The sequence below is a fragment of the Pseudomonas phenolilytica genome, assembly GCF_021432765.1.
GTDB classification, from domain to species: domain Bacteria; phylum Pseudomonadota; class Gammaproteobacteria; order Pseudomonadales; family Pseudomonadaceae; genus Stutzerimonas; species Stutzerimonas phenolilytica.
The window spans coordinates 3,645,588-3,666,706 of sequence record NZ_CP058908.1 but is presented as its reverse complement, the minus strand read 5'-3'; the positions used below and the strand labels follow the sequence as shown (position 1 = coordinate 3,666,706).

General features: G+C 64.8%; 22 protein-coding genes. 15 read left to right on the top strand and 7 right to left on the bottom strand.

Annotation, left to right across the window (positions count from 1 at the left end; genetic code table 11):
* Nucleotides 1–29: 29 nt before the first annotated feature.
* From HU825_RS17400 to tadA, 3 genes are all read left to right on the top strand, one after another.
* Nucleotides 30–608: a hypothetical protein gene (locus HU825_RS17400; protein WP_102893968.1), complete on the top strand. Its 579-nt coding sequence runs from the start codon at nucleotides 30–32 to the stop codon at nucleotides 606–608.
* A gap of 433 nt (nucleotides 609–1,041) precedes the next feature.
* Entirely contained in the window at nucleotides 1,042–2,412 is a 1,371-nt protein-coding gene (locus tag HU825_RS17395) for a multicopper oxidase family protein (protein ID WP_234302564.1), read from the top strand.
* Nucleotides 2,413–2,434: 22 nt separating this feature from the next.
* Entirely contained in the window at nucleotides 2,435–2,914 is a 480-nt protein-coding gene (gene tadA, locus HU825_RS17390; protein WP_054093316.1) for a tRNA adenosine(34) deaminase TadA, read from the top strand.
* 66 nt (nucleotides 2,915–2,980) lie between these two features.
* Here the strand turns inward: tadA and HU825_RS17385 are convergent, their stop codons facing one another.
* Together HU825_RS17385 and argF are read right to left on the bottom strand one after the other, a co-directional pair.
* A complete protein-coding gene (locus HU825_RS17385; RefSeq protein ID WP_077682936.1) occupies nucleotides 2,981–4,075 on the bottom strand; it encodes an ABC transporter ATP-binding protein in 1,095 nt (364 codons plus the stop codon).
* Nucleotides 4,072–4,992 carry an ornithine carbamoyltransferase gene (gene argF / locus HU825_RS17380; RefSeq protein WP_008570414.1) on the bottom strand — a complete coding sequence of 307 codons (921 nt, stop codon included), beginning with the start codon at nucleotides 4,990–4,992 and terminating at the stop codon, nucleotides 4,072–4,074. Before argF ends, HU825_RS17385 begins: the two co-directional genes overlap by 4 nt.
* Nucleotides 4,993–5,267: 275 nt before the next feature.
* On the opposite strand from argF, the gene grxD reads away from it, so the two are divergent.
* Nucleotides 5,268–5,594: a Grx4 family monothiol glutaredoxin gene (gene grxD, locus HU825_RS17375; protein WP_008570413.1), complete on the top strand. Its 327-nt coding sequence runs from the start codon at nucleotides 5,268–5,270 to the stop codon at nucleotides 5,592–5,594.
* Between the two features lie 118 nt (nucleotides 5,595–5,712).
* On the opposite strand, the gene bfr is transcribed toward grxD, so the two are convergent.
* Nucleotides 5,713–6,183, bottom strand: coding sequence for a bacterioferritin (gene bfr, locus HU825_RS17370; RefSeq protein WP_008570412.1), 471 nt, complete (start codon nucleotides 6,181–6,183; stop codon nucleotides 5,713–5,715).
* 195 nt (nucleotides 6,184–6,378) lie between these two features.
* Nucleotides 6,379–6,597, bottom strand: coding sequence for a bacterioferritin-associated ferredoxin (locus HU825_RS17365; RefSeq protein WP_008570411.1), 219 nt, complete (start codon nucleotides 6,595–6,597; stop codon nucleotides 6,379–6,381).
* 169 nt (nucleotides 6,598–6,766) lie between these two features.
* Here HU825_RS17365 and HU825_RS17360 point away from each other — a divergent pair, with 169 nt between their 5' ends.
* The 11 genes from HU825_RS17360 (at nucleotide 6,767) to HU825_RS17310 (ending at nucleotide 19,252) form a co-directional block, all read left to right on the top strand.
* Nucleotides 6,767–7,306: a YaeQ family protein gene (locus HU825_RS17360; RefSeq protein ID WP_003289283.1), complete on the top strand. Its 540-nt coding sequence runs from the start codon at nucleotides 6,767–6,769 to the stop codon at nucleotides 7,304–7,306.
* Between the two features lie 116 nt (nucleotides 7,307–7,422).
* Nucleotides 7,423–9,138, top strand: a complete 1,716-nt coding sequence (gene recJ, locus HU825_RS17355) for a single-stranded-DNA-specific exonuclease RecJ (protein WP_077682938.1) — start codon at nucleotides 7,423–7,425, stop codon at nucleotides 9,136–9,138.
* A 124-nt stretch (nucleotides 9,139–9,262) separates the two neighbouring features.
* Complete coding sequence (locus tag HU825_RS17350) at nucleotides 9,263–11,356, top strand: molybdopterin oxidoreductase family protein (protein WP_234302563.1); 2,094 nt, start codon at nucleotides 9,263–9,265, stop codon at nucleotides 11,354–11,356.
* Nucleotides 11,357–11,452: 96 nt separating this feature from the next.
* The gene (locus HU825_RS17345) at nucleotides 11,453–12,562 is read left to right on the top strand and encodes an NADH:flavin oxidoreductase/NADH oxidase (protein WP_043297266.1); all 1,110 of its coding nucleotides are present in this window, start codon (nucleotides 11,453–11,455) and stop codon (nucleotides 12,560–12,562) included.
* A gap of 45 nt (nucleotides 12,563–12,607) precedes the next feature.
* Nucleotides 12,608–13,330, top strand: a complete 723-nt coding sequence (locus tag HU825_RS17340) for a tellurite resistance TerB family protein (RefSeq protein ID WP_043297265.1) — start codon at nucleotides 12,608–12,610, stop codon at nucleotides 13,328–13,330.
* Nucleotides 13,331–13,458: 128 nt separating this feature from the next.
* A protein-coding gene (prfB, locus tag HU825_RS17335) for a peptide chain release factor 2 (protein WP_139346429.1) occupies nucleotides 13,459–14,554 on the top strand; the annotation gives its coding sequence in 2 pieces (ribosomal slippage) (nucleotides 13,459–13,530 and nucleotides 13,532–14,554; 1,095 coding nt in all).
* 63 nt (nucleotides 14,555–14,617) lie between these two features.
* Nucleotides 14,618–16,120, top strand: coding sequence for a lysine--tRNA ligase (gene lysS, locus HU825_RS17330; protein ID WP_043297263.1), 1,503 nt, complete (start codon nucleotides 14,618–14,620; stop codon nucleotides 16,118–16,120).
* A 121-nt stretch (nucleotides 16,121–16,241) separates the two neighbouring features.
* Nucleotides 16,242–17,537 (top strand): flavohemoglobin expression-modulating QEGLA motif protein, encoded by a 1,296-nt coding sequence (locus tag HU825_RS17325; RefSeq protein WP_043297262.1) that lies wholly within the window; start codon nucleotides 16,242–16,244, stop codon nucleotides 17,535–17,537.
* A gap of 81 nt (nucleotides 17,538–17,618) precedes the next feature.
* The gene (locus tag HU825_RS17320) at nucleotides 17,619–18,365 is read left to right on the top strand and encodes a TIGR00266 family protein (protein WP_054093306.1); all 747 of its coding nucleotides are present in this window, start codon (nucleotides 17,619–17,621) and stop codon (nucleotides 18,363–18,365) included.
* 60 nt (nucleotides 18,366–18,425) lie between these two features.
* Entirely contained in the window at nucleotides 18,426–18,752 is a 327-nt protein-coding gene (locus tag HU825_RS17315; RefSeq protein ID WP_043297260.1) for a PA3694 family proteiin, read from the top strand.
* Complete coding sequence (locus tag HU825_RS17310) at nucleotides 18,749–19,252, top strand: O-acetyl-ADP-ribose deacetylase (protein ID WP_077682943.1); 504 nt, start codon at nucleotides 18,749–18,751, stop codon at nucleotides 19,250–19,252. The genes HU825_RS17315 and HU825_RS17310 overlap by 4 nt, the downstream gene beginning before the upstream one ends.
* 40 nt (nucleotides 19,253–19,292) lie before the next feature.
* Here the strand turns inward: HU825_RS17310 and HU825_RS17305 are convergent, their stop codons facing one another.
* From HU825_RS17305 to HU825_RS17295, 3 genes are all read right to left on the bottom strand, one after another.
* A complete protein-coding gene (locus HU825_RS17305; protein WP_043297258.1) occupies nucleotides 19,293–20,075 on the bottom strand; it encodes a lipotoxin F family OmpA-related lipoprotein LptF in 783 nt (260 codons plus the stop codon).
* 48 nt (nucleotides 20,076–20,123) lie between these two features.
* Nucleotides 20,124–20,516, bottom strand: a complete 393-nt coding sequence (locus HU825_RS17300; protein WP_043297257.1) for a DUF4398 domain-containing protein — start codon at nucleotides 20,514–20,516, stop codon at nucleotides 20,124–20,126.
* 196 nt (nucleotides 20,517–20,712) lie between these two features.
* Nucleotides 20,713–21,057 carry a hypothetical protein gene (locus HU825_RS17295; protein ID WP_043297256.1) on the bottom strand — a complete coding sequence of 115 codons (345 nt, stop codon included), beginning with the start codon at nucleotides 21,055–21,057 and terminating at the stop codon, nucleotides 20,713–20,715.
* Nucleotides 21,058–21,119: the final 62 nt, after the last annotated feature.

Here is a 21,119-nt window from a genome sequence, read left to right as displayed (position 1 = left end):
CCCGGCTTCGCAACGGAGCCGGGGGCGGCATGAAAGGATGGCGGGCGATCAAATGGGCGCAGCGCCGTGTGCGCTGGGGCATGACAGGCCACGTTCACACCGACCGCGAAGTGCTCGAAGCGGTCCACGATCTGTACAAAGAGGACTTCATAACCAAGGTCAACGCAGGCGACGGGAGACCCATGATCCCTATCGACGTCCGCGCTGTCGCGTCTTCCTTGGGTATGAACGCCGACATGCTGTTCGGTCGGCTTTACTACGACCTGGCGCACCGGCTGCGCGTGCGTGACCCGAACAACTCGACGTTGGTTGCTGCATCGTTGTTCGAGCTTAAGGTCGGGACGGACAAGCACGTCGTTAACATCCCATACTTGGCTGCCGAGCTGGCACGGCAGAATGAGCAGCGGGCGCGCCACATCTGGACCGTCTGGCTGGCCATCCTGGCGCTTACCGTGTCGGTTGCCTCTGCCATTCTGCAGTACCGCGCCCCCGAGCCGCTTACGGTCACGCAGTCTACGAGCGCTGGCCAAGGTGTTGCGTGTCTGCGACCATTGCAAACGTCGCCCTCTCAAGCGACAGGGCCGAGCACATTTCCCGATGGACGGTAAATATGACGCCTGTTCTCAAGGGGCTTGAGCTGGAGGCCCAGCATTTATGCGGTTTACGGCCTTCTCGTTGATAATTGAGTGGGAATGATCGGGCGCCCGGCAGCGACCGGCACTGACTGACAGCAAAGCCCGAAAGCCCGCGTAACTGCGGGCTTTCGGTTTTCTGACGCGGGCAAATCAATTCGACCGCTGGGGTTGGCTGTCCGGGGTCAGGGCGTCAGATATCGTTGTGCCGCAGGAACCTGTCGTGGAAGCGGGGCCAGCACGCTGGTGGGGGAAGTCGGCAAGCGGTGCGACATCCATTGCTGTCTCCGGGGCGGTGACGAGTGCCTGCCGGTCGGTGTGGCGACGGCGAAGACGCAGCTGCCGCGGTCGCGCAACCCCGTGCGTTAATGAGAAACTATGCCGTTTTCATCGCAAGGGATACGGGCTCATGCTGTTCACCCGCAGACAGGTACTCACCGGCCTGGTTGGACTGGGCGTCGCCGGTGCCGGTATTGGCGGCGTGCGTTATTGGCTCGGACGGCCTGCCGATGTCACCACGCACGATTACGAGCTGATCGCCGCGCCGCTGGATGTCGAGCTGGTGCCTGGGCATGCCACGCCCGCCTGGGCCTACGGCGGCCAGGCGCCGGGCCTGGAGCTGCGCGGCCGCCAGGGCGACTGGTTGCGGGTGCGCTTCATCAATCGCCTGCCGCAGCCCACCACCATCCACTGGCACGGCATTCGCCTGCCGCTGGAGATGGACGGCGTGCCCTACGTGTCGCAGCTGCCGGTGTTGCCCGGCGAGTTCTTCGACTATCGCTTCCAGCTGCACGATGCCGGCAGCTTCTGGTATCACCCGCACACCACCAGCAGCGAGCAACTCGGGCGTGGACTGGTCGGCCCGCTGATCGTCGAGGAGCGTGAGCCGAGTGGTTTTCGCCACGAACGCACGCTGAGCCTGAAGAGCTGGCACGTCGACAAGCAGGGCGCATTCACCGAGTTCAGCGTGCCGCGCGAGGCGGCCCGCGGTGGTACGCCCGGCGTGCTGTCGACGGTGAACGGCCGGCACGCCCCGGTACTCGATCTGCCGGCCGGGCAGGTCGTGCGACTGCGCGTGCTGAACCTCGACAATACCCTGACCTATCGACTGAATCTGCCGAACGGCGAGGCGCGCATCTATGCGCTGGACGGCCATCCGATCACGCCTCGGCCGCTGGGCAAGGAATACTGGCTCGGCCCTGGCATGCGCATCGACTTGGCGCTGCGCGTGCCGGCGGCGGGTACGCAGTTGTCGCTACGCAACGGGCCCTTGCGTCTGGCGACGCTGCGCGCGGTCGCCCACGCCGAGGCGAGCGTCGACTGGCCGCCGGCGCTGCCGGCCAATCCGCTGTCGGAGCCGGAGTTGCAACGGGCCGAGACGCTGCGCTTCAACTTCGAGTGGGCCGGCAACCTGTCGGCCGATACCGAGCAGGGCGGCGCCTACACGTTCTGGCAGATCAATGGCCAGGCATGGGATATCAATGACAAAAGTTGTGCCGAGCGGCCGATCGCGACGCTCAAACGCAACGGTCACTACATCTTCGAGCTGCGCAACCTCAGCCAATACCAGCATCCGATTCATCTGCACGGGATGGCCTTCAAGGTGCTTTCCTCGAATCGCCGGAAGATCGATCCCTGGTTCACCGACACGTTCCTGCTCGGCCGCAACGAAACGGCTCGCATCGCGTTGGTGGCGGATAATCCGGGCGTGTGGATGTTCCACTGCCATGTCATCGACCACATGGAAACCGGGCTGATGGCCGCGATCGAAGTGGTCTAGTCCAGCGCACGGTTCTCACCTCATGAAGAAAACGCCAATCATCGATCGCAGCCAGGACGCGCATTTCATGCGCGAGGCGCTGGCGCTGGCAGAACAGGGCGCGGCGCTGGGCGAGGTGCCGGTGGGTGCCGTGCTGGTGCAGGACGGACAGATCGTCGGGCGTGGCTTCAACTGCCCGATCTCCCGCCATGATCCCAGCGCCCACGCTGAGATGGTCGCCATCCGCGATGCCGCGCAGGCCGTGGCGAACTACCGGCTGCCGGGCAGCACGCTGTACGTGACGCTGGAGCCGTGCAGCATGTGCGCCGGGCTGATCGTGCACGCGCGCATTCAGCGCGTGGTGTACGGCGCCACCGAGCCGAAGGCCGGCGTGGTGGTTAGCCGCGGGCAGTTCTTCGCGCAAGAATTTCTCAACCACCGGGTGCTGGTCGAGGGCGGCGTGCTGGCGCAGGAATGCGGCGAAATGCTGCGCGAATTCTTTCGCCTGCGCCGGCAGAAGTGATGCTCGGTGGTTGCGCGGACCGCTGAGCCGATTCCTCAGTCGTCGCGGTATCGGTAAGCCGTAGGCCTAGAGCGGCGCTGCGGCGAAGGGCAGGGTCTCCCGGGCGTCGATGCTGCCCTGGGCAGGAAACACCACCAGGTGGTCGGCGGCGATGGCGATGCCGACTTCCTGGCCGGTGAGGTAGTCATCGTGACTGGCGAAGATGGTCACCAACTGGTTGCCGGTCGGCAGCTGCAGGCGATAGAGCGTCGAGGCGCCGAGGAACGTCTTACCGATGATGAGCGCGCGTAGCGGGCTGTTCGGGCTGTAGACGATGTCGTCCGGACGCAGCAGTACGTCCACCGAGCTGCCGGCTGGCCAGGTATAGGCGCGGTTACCGTGAATCACGCCAAGTTCGGTTTGCACCGTTTCCGGGTCGATCAGCTGACCGCGAATGAAATACCCCTGGCCGATGAAGCTGGCGACGAAAGGTGTGAGCGGCTCGTGGTAGAGGTTGAAGGGGGTGTCCCACTGTTCCAGCCGACCATCATGGAAGACGCCGACCTGATCGCTGACGGCGAACGCTTCTTCCTGATCGTGGGTCACGAGGATCGCGCTGGTGCCACGTGCCTTGAGGATGTCGCGCACTTCGTGGCTGAGGCGTCGGCGCAACTCGACATCGAGGTTGGAAAACGGCTCGTCAAGCAGCAGCAATTCAGGCTCCGGCGCCAGGGCGCGGGCCAGGGCGACGCGCTGCTGCTGGCCGCCGGAGAGTTCGTGCGGATAGCGCCGGCCAAGCGTGGAAAGGTGCACCAGTTCGAGCATTTCCTCGACGATACGCTGGCGTTCCGGGTGTTTGCGGATGCCAAAGGCGATGTTCTCGGCGACCGTCAGGTGCGGGAACAGCGCATAGTCCTGGAAGACCATGCCGATCCGGCGCTTCTCCGGGGCGAGGGTGAAGCCGGCGCGGGAGATGACCGTCTCGCCCAGTCGGATCTCACCCTGATGGACCGGCTCGAAACCGGCGATGGCACGCAGGGTGGTGGTCTTGCCACAGCCGGAAGGGCCGAGCAGGCAGCCGATGTCGCCGCGATTCAGGTGCAGGTTGAGGTTCTGCACGACGCGCTGCGCACCATAGCCGCAGGCCAGGTCGCGCAGGAGCAATAGCGGCTCGTGCCTCATGCGTGGCGATAAGCCGGTTCGACGAGGAATTCGAGCAGGGCCTTCTGCGCGTGCAGGCGGTTCTCCGCCTGATCCCATGCGACCGAGCGCGGATCGTCGAGTAGATCCTGGCTGATTTCCTCGCCACGGTGTGCCGGCAGACAGTGCATGAACAGCACATCGGCCGCCGCGCAGTCGAGCAGGGCGCGATCGACCTGGTAGGGGCGGAAGGTGGCGAGGCGGGCCTCAGCCTCGTCTTCCTGACCCATCGAGGCCCAGACGTCGGTGCTGATCAGATGCGCACCGGCCGCCGCTTCGCGCGGGTCGCGGGTAATGCGTACACGCTCGCCGGCCTGCGCAAGCAACGCCGCATCCGGCTCGTAACCCTGCGGGCAGGCGATGTTGAGCTGGAAATCGAACTGGATCGCCGCCTCTATATAGGTGTTGCACATGTTGTTGCCGTCACCGATCCAGGCTGCCGTCTTGCCGGCGATGCTGCCGCGGTGCTCGTGGAAGGTCTGCATGTCGGCCAGCAGCTGGCACGGATGCAGGTCGTCGGACAGGCCGTTGATGACCGGGACGCGCGAGTGCGCGGCGAAATCGGTCAGGGTCGAGTGAGCGAAGGTGCGGATCATCACGGCGTCGAGCATGCGCGACATGACGATTGCCGAGTCGCCGATCGGCTCTCCGCGGCCAAGCTGGGTATCGCGCGGGGAGAGAAAAATCGCCTGGCCACCGAGCTGGATCATGCCCGCCTCGAACGACAACCGGGTACGGGTCGAGGCCTTCTCGAAGATCATGCCCAGCACGCGGTTCTTCAATGGCTCGAACAGCACGCCGCGTTCGCGCAGTTCCTTCAGCTCGATGCCGCGGCGTACCAGGCTGTTCAGCTCCTGGGGCGTGCAGTCCATCAACGAGAGAAAGTGCCGTGCGCTCATATCAACTACCTTGCATGTCGCAGACCGTGATCCGTGGCTTTTTCCAGGGAAAACGGGGACCGACGACAGGAGTCGCACGGTGACGCGACGAAACGGGGAAGGCGCGATCTTATCCACAAATCGCGGACTGGCGCAAATTCGCCGCCAGGCGGCTGGAGCGCCGCCGCTGTGCCGCTCGGCCTGCTGGAGCGGCCTGCTAAAAGCCGAGTTCGCCACTCGGCTTTCGCGATGCAGTTCCGGTACAATGCCCGGCAACCGTCTAGCCGAGGTACCCCATGGACATCATCGAAACCATCAAAGAGCAGATCGCCAACAACCCGGTGCTGCTGTACATGAAAGGCTCCCCCAACGCTCCGCAGTGTGGCTTCTCTGCCCGCGCTACCCAGGCGGTGATGGGCTGTGGCGAGAAGTTCGCCTACGTCGACATCCTGCAGAACCCGGAAATCCGCGCCAACCTGCCGAAGTACGCCAACTGGCCGACTTTCCCGCAGCTGTGGGTGAACGGTGAGCTGGTCGGTGGCAGCGACATCATTCTGGAAATGTTCGAGAAGGGCGAGCTGCAGACGCTGATCAAGTCGGCTGTCGGCAAGAGCGAAGCCTGAGCGATCGGCTGAAAGACGGGCATCTCCAGCAGGTGTCCGCTTTCGGGAACCGATAAAGAAAAACGCCATGTCCCGGTCGGGGCATGGCGTTTTTTGTTGCGACTGCGGTGCGGTCGGATCAGTCGTCCATCTGCGACTGCAGGTAGTTTTCCAGGCCCACCTTGTCGATCAGCCCCAGCTGGGTTTCCAGCCAGTCGATATGCTCTTCCTCTGATTCGAGGATGTCTTCCAGCAGTTCGCGGCTTCCGTAGTCGCCGACGCTCTCGCAGTAGGCGATGGCCTCCTTGAGGTCCTGCAGGCCGCCCTGTTCCAGCTTGAGATCGCATTCGAGCATCTCGCGGGTGTTTTCGCCGATCAGGAGCTTGCCCAGATCCTGCAGGTTCGGCAGACCTTCGAGGAAGAGGATGCGCTTGATCAGCTTGTCGGCATGCTTCATCTCGTCGATGGATTCTTCGTACTCGTGCTTGCCGAGTTTCTCCAGCCCCCAGTCCTCGTACATGCGCGCATGCAGAAAGTACTGGTTGATGGCGACCAGTTCGTTGCCGAGAAGCTTGTTGAGGTGCTGGATGACTAGCTTGTCGCCTTTCATGTTCTAGCCCTGCCTGAGAAGGTGAGTTGTTGCGGCAGTCTGGCCACGATGCCGGGGGCTGTCAAACCTAAGCCATTGAATGCAAAAGGCTAAACCTGAATGCGAATGCTTTCATCATGCATCGGGTGAGTAATGTCTTGATTTGCGGGCATAAAAAAGCCGGGCAATGGCCCGGCTTGGAGGATTGGTTGCCGTTCAGGCGGGGGCGAAACTGGCCGGATAGGCGAGGGCGGCTTGAGCGGTCTGGAGCTCGCCGAGGGTTTCGCGCACGACTTGCTTGGCCACGCAGGCGCATTTGCCGCACTGACTGGCGACGCCGGTGGCCTCGCGTACTTCACGGTAGCTGCAGCAGCCTTCGTAGATGGCTTCGCGAAGCTGACCGTCGGTGACACCCTGGCAAAGGCAAACGTACATGAGCAATACCCGTTGAGCCTGTTGGATGGTGCGATGCTAAACAGAATGAGAATGATTGTCAAAGTCCATCTGTCCGGTAGCTTCAACCTTCATTCACTATCGGGACCGGCGCGACCTCTACGGGCTTTGCGATAAACTGCGCGCCTTTTTTTCCAACCGGAGGCCGCTCATGGCCCTGCAAGCCACGCCGTACAAGGTGGAACTGAATCTCACCGATCTGGATCGCGGGGTGTACGAGAACCTGCGTTTCACCGTCGCCCGGCATCCCTCGGAGACCGAGGAGCGCCTCGGTGTGCGCCTGATCGCCTATGCGCTCTGGTACAGCGAGCAGCTGGCGTTCGGTCGGGGGCTGTCCGATGTGGACGAGCCGGCGCTCTGGGAGAAGAGTCTCGATGGGCGCGTATTGCACTGGATCGAGGTCGGGCAGCCGGACGCCGAGCGTCTGACCTGGTGCTCACGCCGTGCCGAACGCACCAGCCTGGTGGCCTACGGCAATCTGCGCGTGTGGCAGGGCAAGGTGGTGGACGCCGTGCGCAACCTGAAGAACCTGTCCATCGTTGCCGTGGATTCCGAATCGCTTGCCGCACTGGTCAAGGATCTGCCGCGCAGCCTGCAATGGGGCGTGATGATCAGCGATGGCACGCTGTTCATCACCGACGAGCGTGGCCAGTTCGAGGTGTCGCTGGAGTGGCTGCTGGGCGAGCGCTGAGCGGCGCCGGTCGGCTGAACCGCGATTGGCGGCCTGCCGACGGCGCATTGCTGTATGCTTTTGCGCCGATTTTCTCCGGCGCCCGTGCCGAAGAGCCGTGACCGGAAAGCCAGCCGATGCGCATCGAACCCCGCCCTTTACCTGAAATCCTGCCCGAACTCGGCGATCTGCCGCCGCTGCTGACTCGTCTGTATGCGGCGCGCGGCGTGCGCTCGGCCAGCGAGCTGGATAAGGCGCTAGCGCGGCTGATTCCCTACAACCAGCTCAAGGGCATCGACCGTGCAGTCGAGTTGCTGGTCGAGGCGCTGGATAAGCGCCAGCGCATCCTCTTCGTTGGTGATTTCGATGCCGATGGCGCCACTGCGAGCACGGTCGGCGTGCTTGGCCTGCGCCAGCTGGGCGCGGCGCATGTCGACTATCTGGTGCCCAATCGCTTCGAGTACGGCTACGGCCTCACCCCGGAAATCGTCGCCGTGGCGCTACAGCGCGAGCCCGATCTGCTGGTGACCGTGGACAACGGCATCTCCAGCGTCGAAGGCGTCGCGGCGGCCAAGGCAGCCGGGCTCCGGGTGCTGGTGACCGACCACCATCTACCGGGTCACGAGCTGCCGGCGGCCGATGCGATCGTCAATCCGAACCAGCCCGAATGCGCCTTCCCGAGCAAATGCATGGCCGGTGTGGGGGTGATCTTCTATGTGCTACTGGCACTGCGCGCGCGGCTGCGCGAGCTGGACTGGTTCGCGCGCAACGGCTGGAGCGAGCCGAATCTGGCCGAGCTGCTCGATCTGGTGGCGCTGGGCAGCGTCGCCGACGTGGTACCGCTGGATGCCAACAACCGCATCCTCGTGCATCAGGGGCTGGCGCGGATTCGTGCCGGGCGGGCGCGGCCGGGGTTGCGGGCAATTCTCGAAGTCGCCGGGCGCGATCATCGGCGCATCACCTCGACCGATCTGGGCTTCATCCTCGGCCCGCGCTTGAACGCCGCGGGGCGGCTGGATGACATGAGCCTGGGCATCGAGTGCCTGCTCTGCGAGGACGAGGCGCTGGCGCGCGACATGGCGACCCAGCTCGATCAGCTCAATCAGGACCGCAAAAGCATCGAGCAGGGCATGCAGCGCGAGGCGCTGGCGCAGCTCAAGGATCTGCCGCTGGAGGATCTGCCGTTCGGCTTGTGCCTGTTCGAACCGGACTGGCATCAGGGCGTGATCGGCATTCTCGCGTCGCGGCTGAAGGAGCGTTATCACCGGCCGACCATCGCCTTCGCCGATGCGGGCGACGGCCAGCTCAAGGGCTCGGCACGCTCGGTGCCGGGCTTTCATATCCGCGACGCGCTGGATGCGGTAGCGGCGCGACATCCGGGGCTGATCAGCAAGTTCGGCGGCCACGCGATGGCGGCCGGACTGTCGCTGCCGCAGGAAAATTTCGGCGCCTTCGCCGCCGCGTTCGACGCCGAAGTGCGCCGCCAGCTCAACGAGGACGATCTGACCGGTCGGCTGCTGACCGATGGCCAGCTCAGCATCGAGGAGTTCCATCTGGAACTGGCGCGCGCACTGCGCAACGCCGGGCCTTGGGGCCAGCATTTCCCCGAGCCGATGTTTCACGGGGTGTTCCAGCTGGTGCAGCAGCGCATCGTCGGCGAGCGTCACCTCAAGCTGGTACTCAGGAGCGAGTGCGGTGCGCTGACCCTGGACGGCATCGCCTTCAATATCGACCGTGAACTCTGGCCGAACCCGACGGTGCGCTGGGCGGAGCTGGCTTATAAGCTGGACGTCAACGAATACCGCGGCCAGGAAAGCGTGCAGCTGCTGGTCGCGCACATCGCCGCGCGCTGACCGTCCGGTCGTCGCCGATTGGCCGGCTGAATCCAGCGCCATTTCTCCGCAGACGTTCGATTGTTGCGCGTGCTGCCCGCGCCTACAGTGGCGGGACAACAACAGCGTCATGCGGGAAACCGAAATGAGCGAGACGACCGTCCATCACCGTGCCTGCCACCTGTGCGAAGCCATCTGCGGCCTGACCATCCAGACCGAAGTCGAGCGCATCCTCTCGATCAAGGGCGATCCGCTCGATCCGTTCAGCCGGGGCCATATCTGCCCCAAGGCCGTGGCGCTGCAGGATATCCAGCACGATCCCGACCGCCTGCGCCGACCGATGCGCCGGCAGGGCACGCAGTGGCAGGCGATCGAATGGGACGACGCGTTCGCCCTGGTCGCCGAACGGCTCGCCGAGATTCGCGAACGTCATGGCAGCAACGCGGTAGCCGTCTACCAGGGCAATCCGAGCGTGCACAACTACGGGCTGATGACCCACAGCAACTATTTCCTCGGCCTGCTGAAGACGCGCAACCGCTTCTCCGCAACCTCGGTCGACCAGCTGCCGCATCACCTGATCAGCTACCTGATGTACGGCCACGGCCTGCTGTTGCCGGTGCCGGATATCGATCACACCGATTTCATGCTGATCCTCGGCGGCAATCCGCTGGCCTCAAACGGCAGCATCATGACCGTGCCGGACGTGGAAAAGCGCCTCAAGACGCTGCGCGCACGGGGCGGCACGCTGGTGGTGGTCGATCCGCGCCGCAGCGAGACCGCGGCGATCGCCGACCGCCATCTGTTCGTACGTCCGGGACAGGACGCGGCGCTGCTGTTCGGTCTGCTCAACACGCTGTTCGAGGAAGGGCTGACACGCGCCACACCGCTTCCGGTGGACGGCCTCGTCGAGGTGCGCGCGGCCATCGCGCCGTTCAGCGCCGAGGCGATGAGCGCGCGCTGCGGTGTGCCTGCCGAGACGATCCGCCAACTGGCGCGGGATTTCGCCGCCGCGGACAAGGCGGTCTGCTACGGCCGCATGGGCGTCTCGACCCAGGCATTCGGCAGCCTGTGCCAGTGGCTGGTGCAATTGATCAATCTGGTCACCGGCAATCTCGACCGAGTTGGTGGCGCCTTGTGCACGGAGCCTGCGGTGGATCTGGTGGAAAGCACCACCGGCGGACACTTCGCGGCCTGGCGCAGCCGGGTTTCGCAACTGCCGGAGTACGGCGGCGAACTGCCGGTGGCGGCGCTGGCCGAGGAGATGCTCGAGCCCGGAGACGGGCAGGTGCGTGCGCTGATCACCGTGGCCGGCAACCCGGTGCTCTCCACGCCCAACGGGCGCAAGCTGGAGCAGGCGCTCGACGGCCTGGAATTCATGCTCAGCGTCGACTTCTACATCAACGAAACCACGCGCTACGCCGATCTCATCCTGCCGCCGACCGCGCCGCTGGAGCACGATCATTACGACAGCACCTTCAACCTGCTCGCCGTGCGCAATGTCACGCGCTTCAACCGGCCGGTGCTGGCCAAGCCTGACGGCGCGCTGGACGACTGGGAAATCTTCGTCGGACTGGCCAAGGCCTATGCGGCGCGTACCGGCGTCGAGCTGAAACCGACGCTGGCGCCGCAGCAGATGATCGACCTGGCGTTGCGTCACGGTCCCTACGGCGATCGCTCCGAGCGCAGACTGAGCCTGGCGGCGCTCGAGGACTATCCGCACGGGCTGGACCTCGGGCCGCTCAAGCCAAACCTCGCGCGTCGTCTGAAGACGGCGAACCAGCGCATCCAGGCAGCGCCGCCGCTGCTTGTGGAAGACCTGCAGCGCTTCGCCCGCCAGCCGCAGGCGCCAGCCGATGCGTTGCTGCTGATCGGCCGTCGCCATGTGCGCAGCAATAATTCCTGGATGCACAATTACCCGCGGTTGGTGAAGGGCAAGCCGCGTCACCAGCTGCTGATGCATCCGGCCGACATGGCGGCGCGCCAGCTGCACGATGGTCAGCGCGTGCGGGTTCGCGCGCGCGTGGGTGCGGTCGAGGTGGAGGTGCTCGGCAGCGACGAAATGATGCCGGGCGTGGTCAGCCTGCCGCACGGCTGGGGCCATGCCCGCGTGGGTGTGCAGCTGGCCGTCGCCGCGCAACAGCCGGGTGTCAGCAGCAACGATCTGACCGACGAACAGGCGCTGGATGTCTCCGGCAACGCGGCGCTCAATGGTGTGCCGGTGCAGGTGAGCGCAGCCTGATCGGCGGCGTATTCTGGCTGTCGGGGCTGGGCAGGGGCGCGGAAACAGTCTCTACTGAATACTGTCCAAACCGAAATTTCGACAGTCGAGGCCGCCATGTCCCAGCTATTCCAGCCGCTTACCCTGCGCCAGCTGACGTTGCCCAACCGGATCGCCGTTTCGCCGATGTGCCAGTACTCGGCCGAGGGCGGCATGGCTAATGACTGGCACCTCGTGCATCTCGGCAGTCGCGCCGTCGGCGGCGCCGGACTGGTGATCATCGAGGCAACGGCGGTGACGTCAGACGGACGGATATCCCCCGAAGACCTGGGCATCTGGTCCGACGAGCACGTCGAGCCGCTGCGCCGTATCACCCGTTTTATCGAGGCACAGGGTTCGGTCGCTGGCGTGCAGCTGGCGCACGCCGGGCGCAAGGCGAGTACCTGGCGGCCCTGGCTCGGTAAGCACGGCAGTGTGCCGGTCGCCGAGGGCGGCTGGATTCCGGTGGGGCCGTCGACCATCGCCTTCTCGCCGGAGCACGCGGTACCTACCGCACTGGACGAGGCCGCCATCGCCGAGGTGGTGCAGGCGTTCGTCGCCGGCGCCGAGCGCGCGCTGGCTGCCGGCTTCAAGATCGCCGAGGTCCATGCTGCGCACGGCTATCTGCTGCATCAGTTTCTCTCGCCGCTATCCAATCAGCGTCAGGATCGCTATGGCGGTTCGTTCGAGAACCGTATCCGCCTGTTGCTGGAAGTCACCGCGGCGGTGCGCGAGGTCTGGCCGCGGGAGCTGCCCCTGTTCGTGCGGCTTTCGGCGACCGACTGGGTGGAGGACGGCTGGAACCCGGATGAAACCGTGAAGCTGGCGCAGCGCCTGAAGGAAGTGGGCGTCGACCTGATCGATGTTTCGTCCGGCGGTACTGCGGCCAATGCGGAGATTCCGGTCGGCCCGGGCTATCAGACCCAGTTCGCCGAGCGCGTGCGCAAAGAGGCCGGTATCGCCACCGGTACCGTGGGCATGATCACCGAAGCGGTACAGGCCGAGCACATCCTGCGTACCGGTCAGGCCGATCTGATCCTGCTGGCCCGCGAGCTGCTGCGTGACCCGTACTGGCCACTGCACGCCGCCGAGTATCTGGGCGATCGCGCGGTGCCGTGGCCTGCGCAATACGTGCGCGCCGCCCACCGCGACACGCCGATCCGCCAGTTGCCCGACGCGCTCGATTGAGCGATCGTCCGCCGCATCCATCTTTTCTCATTCAAAGGTATGTCGATGAAAACCAGTGGCCTTCTCGATCAACTGCTCAAGGCAGGGCAGGACCTGCTGAACAAGCCGCAGACCCCGGCGGCCGGCGGCAAACCCGCTGCCGGTGGGCTGGGCGATCTGCTGGGTGGAAGCGCGGGCGGTTCGCTCGGCAACGTGCTGTCCGGTGCCGGTGGTGGTGCCCTGGCGGCCGGCGCGATCGGCCTGCTGCTGGGTAACAAGAAGGCCCGCAAGTTCGGCGGCAAGGCCGTGACCTATGGCGGCCTGGCCGCGCTCGGCGTGTTGGCCTACAAGGCCTACAGCAACTGGCAGGCGCAACAGGCCGACGCGCCGCAACAGCCGCCGCAGACCGTCGACCGTCTGCCGCCAGCGCAGGTCGAAGAGCACAGCCAGGCGATTCTCAAGGCGCTGGTGGCGGCGGCGAAGTCCGACGGGCATATCGACGCCCGCGAGCGTCAGCTGATTGATGCCGAAGTGGCCAAGCTGACCGACGATGGCGAGCTGCAGCGCTGGCTGGATGCCGAGCTGAACAAGCCGCTCGACCCGGCCGAGGTCGCCGTCGCGGCGAAGACGCCGGAAATGGCAGCCGAGATGTATCTGGCCAGTGTGCTGATGGTCGACGAAGAACACTTCATGGAGCGTGCCTACCTCGAGGAGCTGGCGCGGCAGCTCAAGCTCGCGCCGCAGCTGAAGGCGGAGCTGGAGAGCCAGGTGCGCGCGGTCGCCGGTTGAGTCGGCGGCGCGCGCGGACCATCGGCAAGTGTCTCGCATCCGGTTCGTCCCGGCGGGCTGTCAGCGCACGCCCGCTGGGTTTATAATCGCCGGCTTTTCGAAACGTCCGATTGCGAGTGCTGCCCACCATGGAAATCAACCCGATCCTCAACAGCATCAAGGACCTGTCCGACCGCACCCAGTCCATTCGGGGGTATCTTTGACTACGATCAGAAGCATGATCGTCTCGTCGAAGTAAACCGCGAACTCGAAGATCCGAACGTCTGGAATAACCCCGAATACGCGCAGAATCTGGGCCGTGAGCGCGCCACCCTGGCGCAGATCGTCGAGACCATCGACGACCTCACCGGCAGCCTGACCGACTCGCGCGACCTGCTCGACATGGCCGTCGAAGAAGACGACCAGGGCGCGGTGGATGACATCGCCGCCGAGCTGGAACGCCTGCGCGAAATTCTCGAGAAGCTCGAGTTCCGCCGCATGTTCAGCCACGAGATGGACCCGAACAACTGCTACCTCGATATCCAGGCTGGCTCCGGCGGTACCGAGGCGCAGGACTGGGCCAACATCCTGCTGCGTATGTACCTGCGCTGGGCCGACAAGCGTGGCTTCAATGCCGAGATCGTCGAACTGTCCGAGGGCGAAGTCGCCGGCATCAAGGGTGCCACCGTGCATATCAAGGGCGAATACGCCTTCGGCTGGCTGCGCACCGAGATCGGTGTGCACCGCCTGGTGCGCAAGAGTCCGTTCGACTCCGGCGCCCGTCGCCACACCTCGTTCTCGGCGGTATTCGTATCGCCCGAGATCGACGACAGGGTGGAGATCGAGATCAACCCGGCCGACCTGCGCATCGACACCTACCGCTCCTCCGGCGCCGGTGGTCAGCACGTCAACACCACCGACTCGGCGGTGCGTATCACCCACGTGCCAACCAATACCGTGGTGGCCTGCCAGAACGAACGTTCCCAGCACGCCAACAAGGACACCGCCATGAAGATGCTGCGGGCCAAGTTGTACGAGCTGGAAATGCAGAAGCGCAACGCCGCCTCCCAGGCGCTGGAAGACAGCAAGTCGGACATTGGCTGGGGTCACCAGATCCGTTCCTACGTGCTCGACGACTCGCGCATCAAGGATCTGCGTACTGGCGTGGAGCGCAGCGATTGCCAGAAGGTGCTCGACGGCGACCTCGACGGATACCTCGAAGCCAGCCTGAAACAGGGGCTCTGAGAGCAGCTGCAAGCCTCAAGCCGCAAGCACCCCATTGAAACGATTTGACCGGGACGACCCGCAATGAGCGAACAACCGCTGAACCAGCACGCCATCCAAGAGGAAGAAAACAAGCTGATTGCCCTGCGCAAGGAAAAGCTTGCTGCCGTGCGCGAGCAGGGCAATGCCTTCCCCAATGACTTCCGTCGCGACAGCTATGCAGGCGATCTGCAGAAACAGTACGCCGAGAAGACCAAGGAGGAGCTGGAAGCGGCCGCCATTCCGGTCAAGGTCGCCGGGCGCATCATGCTCAATCGTGGCGCGTTCATGGTCCTGCAGGACATGAGCGGGCGCATCCAGGTCTACGTCGACCGCAAGATTCTGCCGGCCGAGCAGCTGGAAGCGGTCAAGCACTTCGACCTCGGCGACATCATCGCCGCCGAAGGCACCCTGGCACGCTCCGGCAAGGGCGACCTGTACGTCTACATGAACAGCGTGCGCCTGCTGACCAAGTCGTTGCGTCCGCTGCCGGACAAGTTCCACGGTCTGACCGACACCGAGCAACGTTACCGCCAGCGCTACGTCGACCTGATCATGAACGACGAGGTGCGCGAGACCTTCCGCGTGCGCTCGCAGGTGATTGCGCACATCCGTCAGTTCCTGCGCGAGCGCGACTTTCTCGAAGTGGAAACTCCGATGCTGCAGACCATTCCCGGTGGTGCCGCAGCCAAGCCGTTCGAGACCCACCACAACGCGCTGGACATGCCGATGTTCCTGCGCATTGCGCCGGAGCTGTACCTGAAGCGCCTGGTGGTCGGTGGCTTCGAGCGTGTGTTCGAGATCAACCGCAACTTCCGTAACGAAGGCGTTTCGACCCGGCATAACCCCGAGTTCACCATGCTCGAGTTCTACCAGGCCTACGCTGACTACGAAGACAACATGGACCTGACCGAGGAGCTGTTCCGCGAGCTGGCCCAGGCCGTACTCGGCACTACCGACGTGCCCTATGGCGACAAGGTGTTCCATTTCGGTGAGCCGTTCGCGCGACTGTCGGTGTTCGATTCGATCCTCCAGTTCAACCCGGAAATCTCGGCCTCCGATCTCAACGATCTGGAAAAGGCCCGGGCCATCGCCAAGAAGGCCGGTGCCAAGCTGCTCGGCCATGAGGGTCTGGGCAAACTGCAGGTGATGATTTTCGAGGAGTTGGTCGAGCACAAGCTGGAGCAGCCGACCTTCATCACCGAGTACCCCTTCGAGGTCTCGCCGCTGGCCCGCCGCAACGATCGCAACCCGAACGTCACCGACCGCTTCGAGCTGTTCATCGGCGGTCGCGAGATCGCCAACGCCTACTCCGAGCTTAACGATGCCGAAGACCAGGCCGAGCGTTTCCACGCCCAGGTGGCGGACAAGGATGCCGGTGACGACGAGGCCATGCACTTCGACGCCGACTTCGTCCGCGCGCTGGAATACGGCATGCCGCCGACCGCGGGCGAGGGCATTGGTATCGACCGCCTGGTGATGCTGCTGACCAACTCGCCGTCGATCCGCGACGTGATTCTCTTCCCGCACATGCGCCCGGAAGTCTGATCCGGGCGGCGCTCCCGTTGATGCCGACGGGAGTGCTGCGCCGTGCGCGGGGCGCTCCGCCAGCCGCGACACCGGCGCGCGTCTAACCTGAACGCTACGATCCTTCGCTGGCGAGGTCTGGATGAATAACCGCAACAATCTCGATGAATATCAGACGATCGTGCGCGCGTTGTCCGATCGTATCGTCGATGCGCAGACTCCGGTGCGCGTGCTCGATGCGGTGAAGTGGGACGACAGTATTCGCCAGGCATTTTTCGCGACCGGAGGGCGCCAGCTGCCGCCGGTGGACCGCGGCTATTACGAGGCACGGCCGCTGGCCTACGACTCCGGTGCGAAGAAGCAGGAATTCCAGGATATCGAGCGCGACATCACGCGCCAGCTCGGCCAGTTCAATCCGGTCGGGCAGATCATGCGGCGCATGTGCCGCGAATACCGCATGGTCATCCGCATGCTCGAGGCGCGAGGCACGCCGGACTTCGGCATGATCTCGCAGGAACTCTACGGGGCCGCATCCGATGCCTTCCACGCCGGTGACCCGACCCTCGCCGACCTCGGGTTGATGCTTTCCGATTACCTGAACAACATCGCCGATCGCAGCGACCTGAAGGACGAACCCAAGACGCTGGACGCCAAGCAGGCGGTCGCCCTGCTGCAGAAGCGCCTCGATGCGGTGTTCGGCGAGGGCGAGGGCGTGATCCGCGTGTTCGAGTCCGATGGCATCCTCGCCGATGCCGCGGCCGGCGCTGACTACATCAAGATCCGCAGCGATGCGCTGTTCAACGAGCGCGACGTGCGCGCGCTGGAAGTCCACGAGGGGCTGGTGCACGTCGGCACCACACTCAATGGACTCAATCAGCCGATCTGTACCTTTCTCGCCAAGGGGCCGCCGTCTTCCACCGTGACCCAGGAAGGCCTGGCGATCCTGATGGAGGTGATTGCCTTCGCCTCCTATCCGACCCGTCTGCGCAAACTCACCAATCGCACGCGCGCCATTCACATGGCAGAGGACGGTGCCGACTTCCTCGATGTGTTCGCCTTCTTCCGCGAGCAGGGTTATGCAGACGACGAGTGCTACAGCAATGCCAGTCGCGTGTTCCGCGGCTCGACGCCCGATGGCCTGCCCTTCACCAAGGACCTGTCCTACCTGAAGGGCTTCATCATGATCTACAACTACATCCAGCTTGCGGTGCGCAAGGGCCAGCTGGAGCAGATCCCACTGCTGTTCTGCGGCAAGACCACGCTGGAGGACATGCGCACCCTGCGCCAGCTGGTGGACGAGGGGATGGTGGTGCCGCCGCGCTATCTGCCGCAACAGTTCCAGGACCTCAACGCGCTGTCGGCGTGGATGTGCTTCTCCAACTTCCTCAATCACCTGAGCCTGGATCGCATCGAAGCGGACTACGCCAACATCCTCTGACGCAGCCAGCGCTCCCCTCCGCCAGAGCGGTGGATCGGTGCGGTGCGATCCACCCGGCGCAACCAATTGCAGGTGACTTTCATGCCCAGCCATCAGCTCGAATACGACATCCTCGGTCAGTCCGCACAGAGCGTGGAGATCATTCTCGACCCCGGTGAGACGGTGATCGCCGAGGCCGGTGCGATGAACTATATGACCGAAGGCGTGCGCTTCGAGGCGCGCATGGGGGACGGCTCGGCCAGCGGTGTACTCGGCAAGTTGTGGGGCATGGGCAAGCGCATGCTCACTGGCGAGTCGCTGTTCCTCACCCACTTCACCAACAGCGGCAAGGGCAAGGCGCGGGTGGCGTTCGCTGCGCCCTATCCGGGCACGGTAGTGCCGGTGGACCTCGCCGCTCTCGGCGGCCGGCTGACCTGCCAGAAAGACAGCTTTCTCTGCGCGGCCTACGGTACCCGGGTCGGCATCGCCTTGAGCAAGCGCATCGGCGCCGGTTTCTTCGGCGGTGAGGGCTTCATCCTCCAGCGCCTGGAAGGCGACGGGCTGGCGTTCCTGCATGCCGGCGGCACGGTGATTCGCAAGGAACTGAAAGACGAAACGTTGCGCCTGGATACCGGCTGCCTGGTCGCTTTCAGCGATGGCATCGATTACGACATCCAGCTTGCCGGTGGCCTGAAGAGCATGCTGTTCGGCGGCGAGGGGCTGCTGCTGACCACCCTCAAGGGCACCGGCAGCGTCTGGATCCAGAGCCTGCCGTTCTCGCGGCTGGCCGAGCGTGTCTACGCGGCGACCTGGCAGGCCCGCGGCGAGACACGGGCGGGCGGCGACTGATCCGCGCCGCCGTCCGGCGAATTTGCCACAATGCACTCCTTTTGTTTCGACGAGGCCGAGATGTCCGAACGCAATGTCATTCCGCTGATTCTCACTGCCATCGGTAGCGTAGCCGGCACCGTTGCGGTGCTGTCCTATTACGGCTACGTACACGTCGCCAAGCCGGAAGACGCGCTGCTTCTGGCCGACTACACCATGCTCAAGACCGTTCCCGGCGAGGATTATCGGGTGTCGCTTAAGCCCGCGACCCAGGTCGCACAGTGTCTCGACGGTGTGCTGGTGCTGTTCGATACCGAGCAGAAGGGCCTGACCGGTGTGCTGGTAGATAACAAGAAGCGTGCGGTGCGCTGCATGGACGCACCGCCGCCGGCTGGCGCGGCGCAGTGACGCTCCGCGTCTGGCGCGGCGATATCACCGCACTGGCGGTGGACGCCGTTGTCAATGCCGCCAACCGCTCGCTGCTGGGCGGCGGTGGCGTAGATGGCGCGATCCATCGGGCTGCCGGCCCGCAGCTGCGCGAATACTGCAGCGAATTGGGCGGCTGCGCGGTCGGTGAGGCACGGCTGTCGCCGGGCTTCCGCCTGCCGGCGTGCTACATCATTCATACCGTGGGCCCGATCTGGCAGGGCGGTGCGCAGGGCGAGCCCGAGCAGTTGGCCGCGTGCTACCGCAACAGCCTGGCGCTGGCCGAGCAGCATCAGCTCCACAGCGTCGCCTTTCCGGCAATCAGCTGCGGAATCTACGGTTATCCCCTGGAGGCAGCGGCGCGAATCGCCGTGACAGAGTTGCGCAGCGGGCTGGTTGCTGCGGTGCATGTGCGGGAGGTGCTGCTGGTGGCGTTTTCCGCCGAGCAGGAGGAACTCTACCGGCGCCTGCTGGACGCCTGAAGACCGCAGCCATCGCGGCTGCGGTCGCTGGCTGCGGTGTTCAGCGCATCGAGGAACGCGGTGCGACCGGCCGGTCATCGTCGGAGATGGTCACCTCGACGCGACGGTTCATGGCGCGCCCTGACGAGGTGCTGTTGCTCGCCACCGGATAGTCCTCGCCGTAGCCGTGGCTGACGACGCGCTGCGGATCGACGCCCATCTGCACCAGCGCCATGCGCACGGCGTTGGCGCGTCGCTCGGACAGGCTCAGGTTGTAGGCGTCCGAGCCGTTGCTGTCGGTATAGCCCTCGACGATCACCTTGCGCTCGGGGTTTTCGTTGAGGAAGTCGGCCAGCTTCTGCACGCTGCGCATGCCGCCGGGCTTCAGTTCGGCGCGGTCGTAGTCGAACAGCACATCGCCGAAGGTCACCAGGGTGCCGCGCTCGGTCTGCTTGGCCTGCAAGCTCTCCTGCAGCTTGCGGATTTCCGCCTCGCGCGATTCCAGGCGGGCTTCGGCACGGCGCGCCGAGGCTTTTTCCAGATCCGCCTCGGCGGTGCGCAGGGCAATGGTCTGTTCGGCCACCTCGATGCGGCGCTGGGCGAGATAGGCGAGCTGATCGACTTGCTTCTCGTCGGCATCGTCGAGGTACGCCTTATTGGCCTGATCGAGCGCCTTGCCGGCATCCTGGGTTTCCAGCGCGGCGAGCTTGGAGGCGCGGGCGTCGGCTTGCAGCGACGAGAAGCTGCTGCGGGCTTTCTCCAGCTGCGGATTGGGTTGGTTGGCGCAGGCCACCAGGCCGATGCTCAGCGCCAGCAGGGTCGGAAGGGTAACGAGCTTGTGCATGATGGTTTCATCCTTTTGCTGAGAATGGGGCGACGGTCATGACCGGAATCACTGGACGTTGCGCATACCTTCTTCGCGCAACTCGTTGATTCCCTGCTCGGCGTCCTCGACGGCTTTCTGCGCCTTGGCCGCCTCTGCCTTGCGCTCGGCCACGCGGGCATCCCACTCGGCCTGCTCGGCGAGGATGCGCGCGCGTTCGAAGTCCTCCTTCTGCATGGCCAGCTCAGCTTCCTTCCACTTCTCCTGCGCGGCGCGCATTTCCACCGCGGCATACTCCGGGCCGCCAGCGCTGACGGCGCTGCGCACGGCCGATTCGGTCACCGCGAACTGCTCTTTCGGCGGGTTGCCGGCACAGGCCGTGAGCAGCAGGCTGCCCAGCGCGACGGCGGCAAGCTTGGGCAGATGAATGCGCGAAGCGGGCGTTGAGGTTTCTGTCTTCATGGGCTCTCTCCATTGGAATCGCCTAACACGTGCGAATGGTTCATCACCCGGCGGGCACGCCTCGTGGGCCATGACTGCTGACTGCCGGGTATGTTTTTGTGAGGGCCGCTAGCGCTAATCGTTCCGTCGGAATGCGATGCCAGAGCGTGCGGCGGCCGCGACGGGCCGCCTGGGAGAGGGTTTGGGCAAGGCGAAATCAGTTCGCCGGCGACGACTGCTCGCGCTGCATCCGTTGCAGATGCTTGCGCGAAAGGGCAAGGAAGCGCGGTGTCGGTCCGACGTCTTCGTAGATCGGGTCGCCCTGCTCGTCGGTGGCGATCACCTGGCTGCCGCGCACATACGGCAGGCTGCTCTCCACCGCTTCCAGCGCGGCGCTGACCAGTTCGCCGAGCAGTGCCTCGGTGCTGCGCTTGGGATACATCTCCGCGAGCGCCGCCAGCCGCGCGGCGCTTTCGATATCCAGCGGGATGCTGTACTGCACCGGACTCAGTGCGCCCTTGGCGTCCTTCTCCCAGTGATTGACCAGTTCCGAGATCTTCATGGTGGTACCTCGCGCCGATGGGTCGAGCAGCCCGGCGCCGCGCGCCTTGTCAGCAGCGGGGG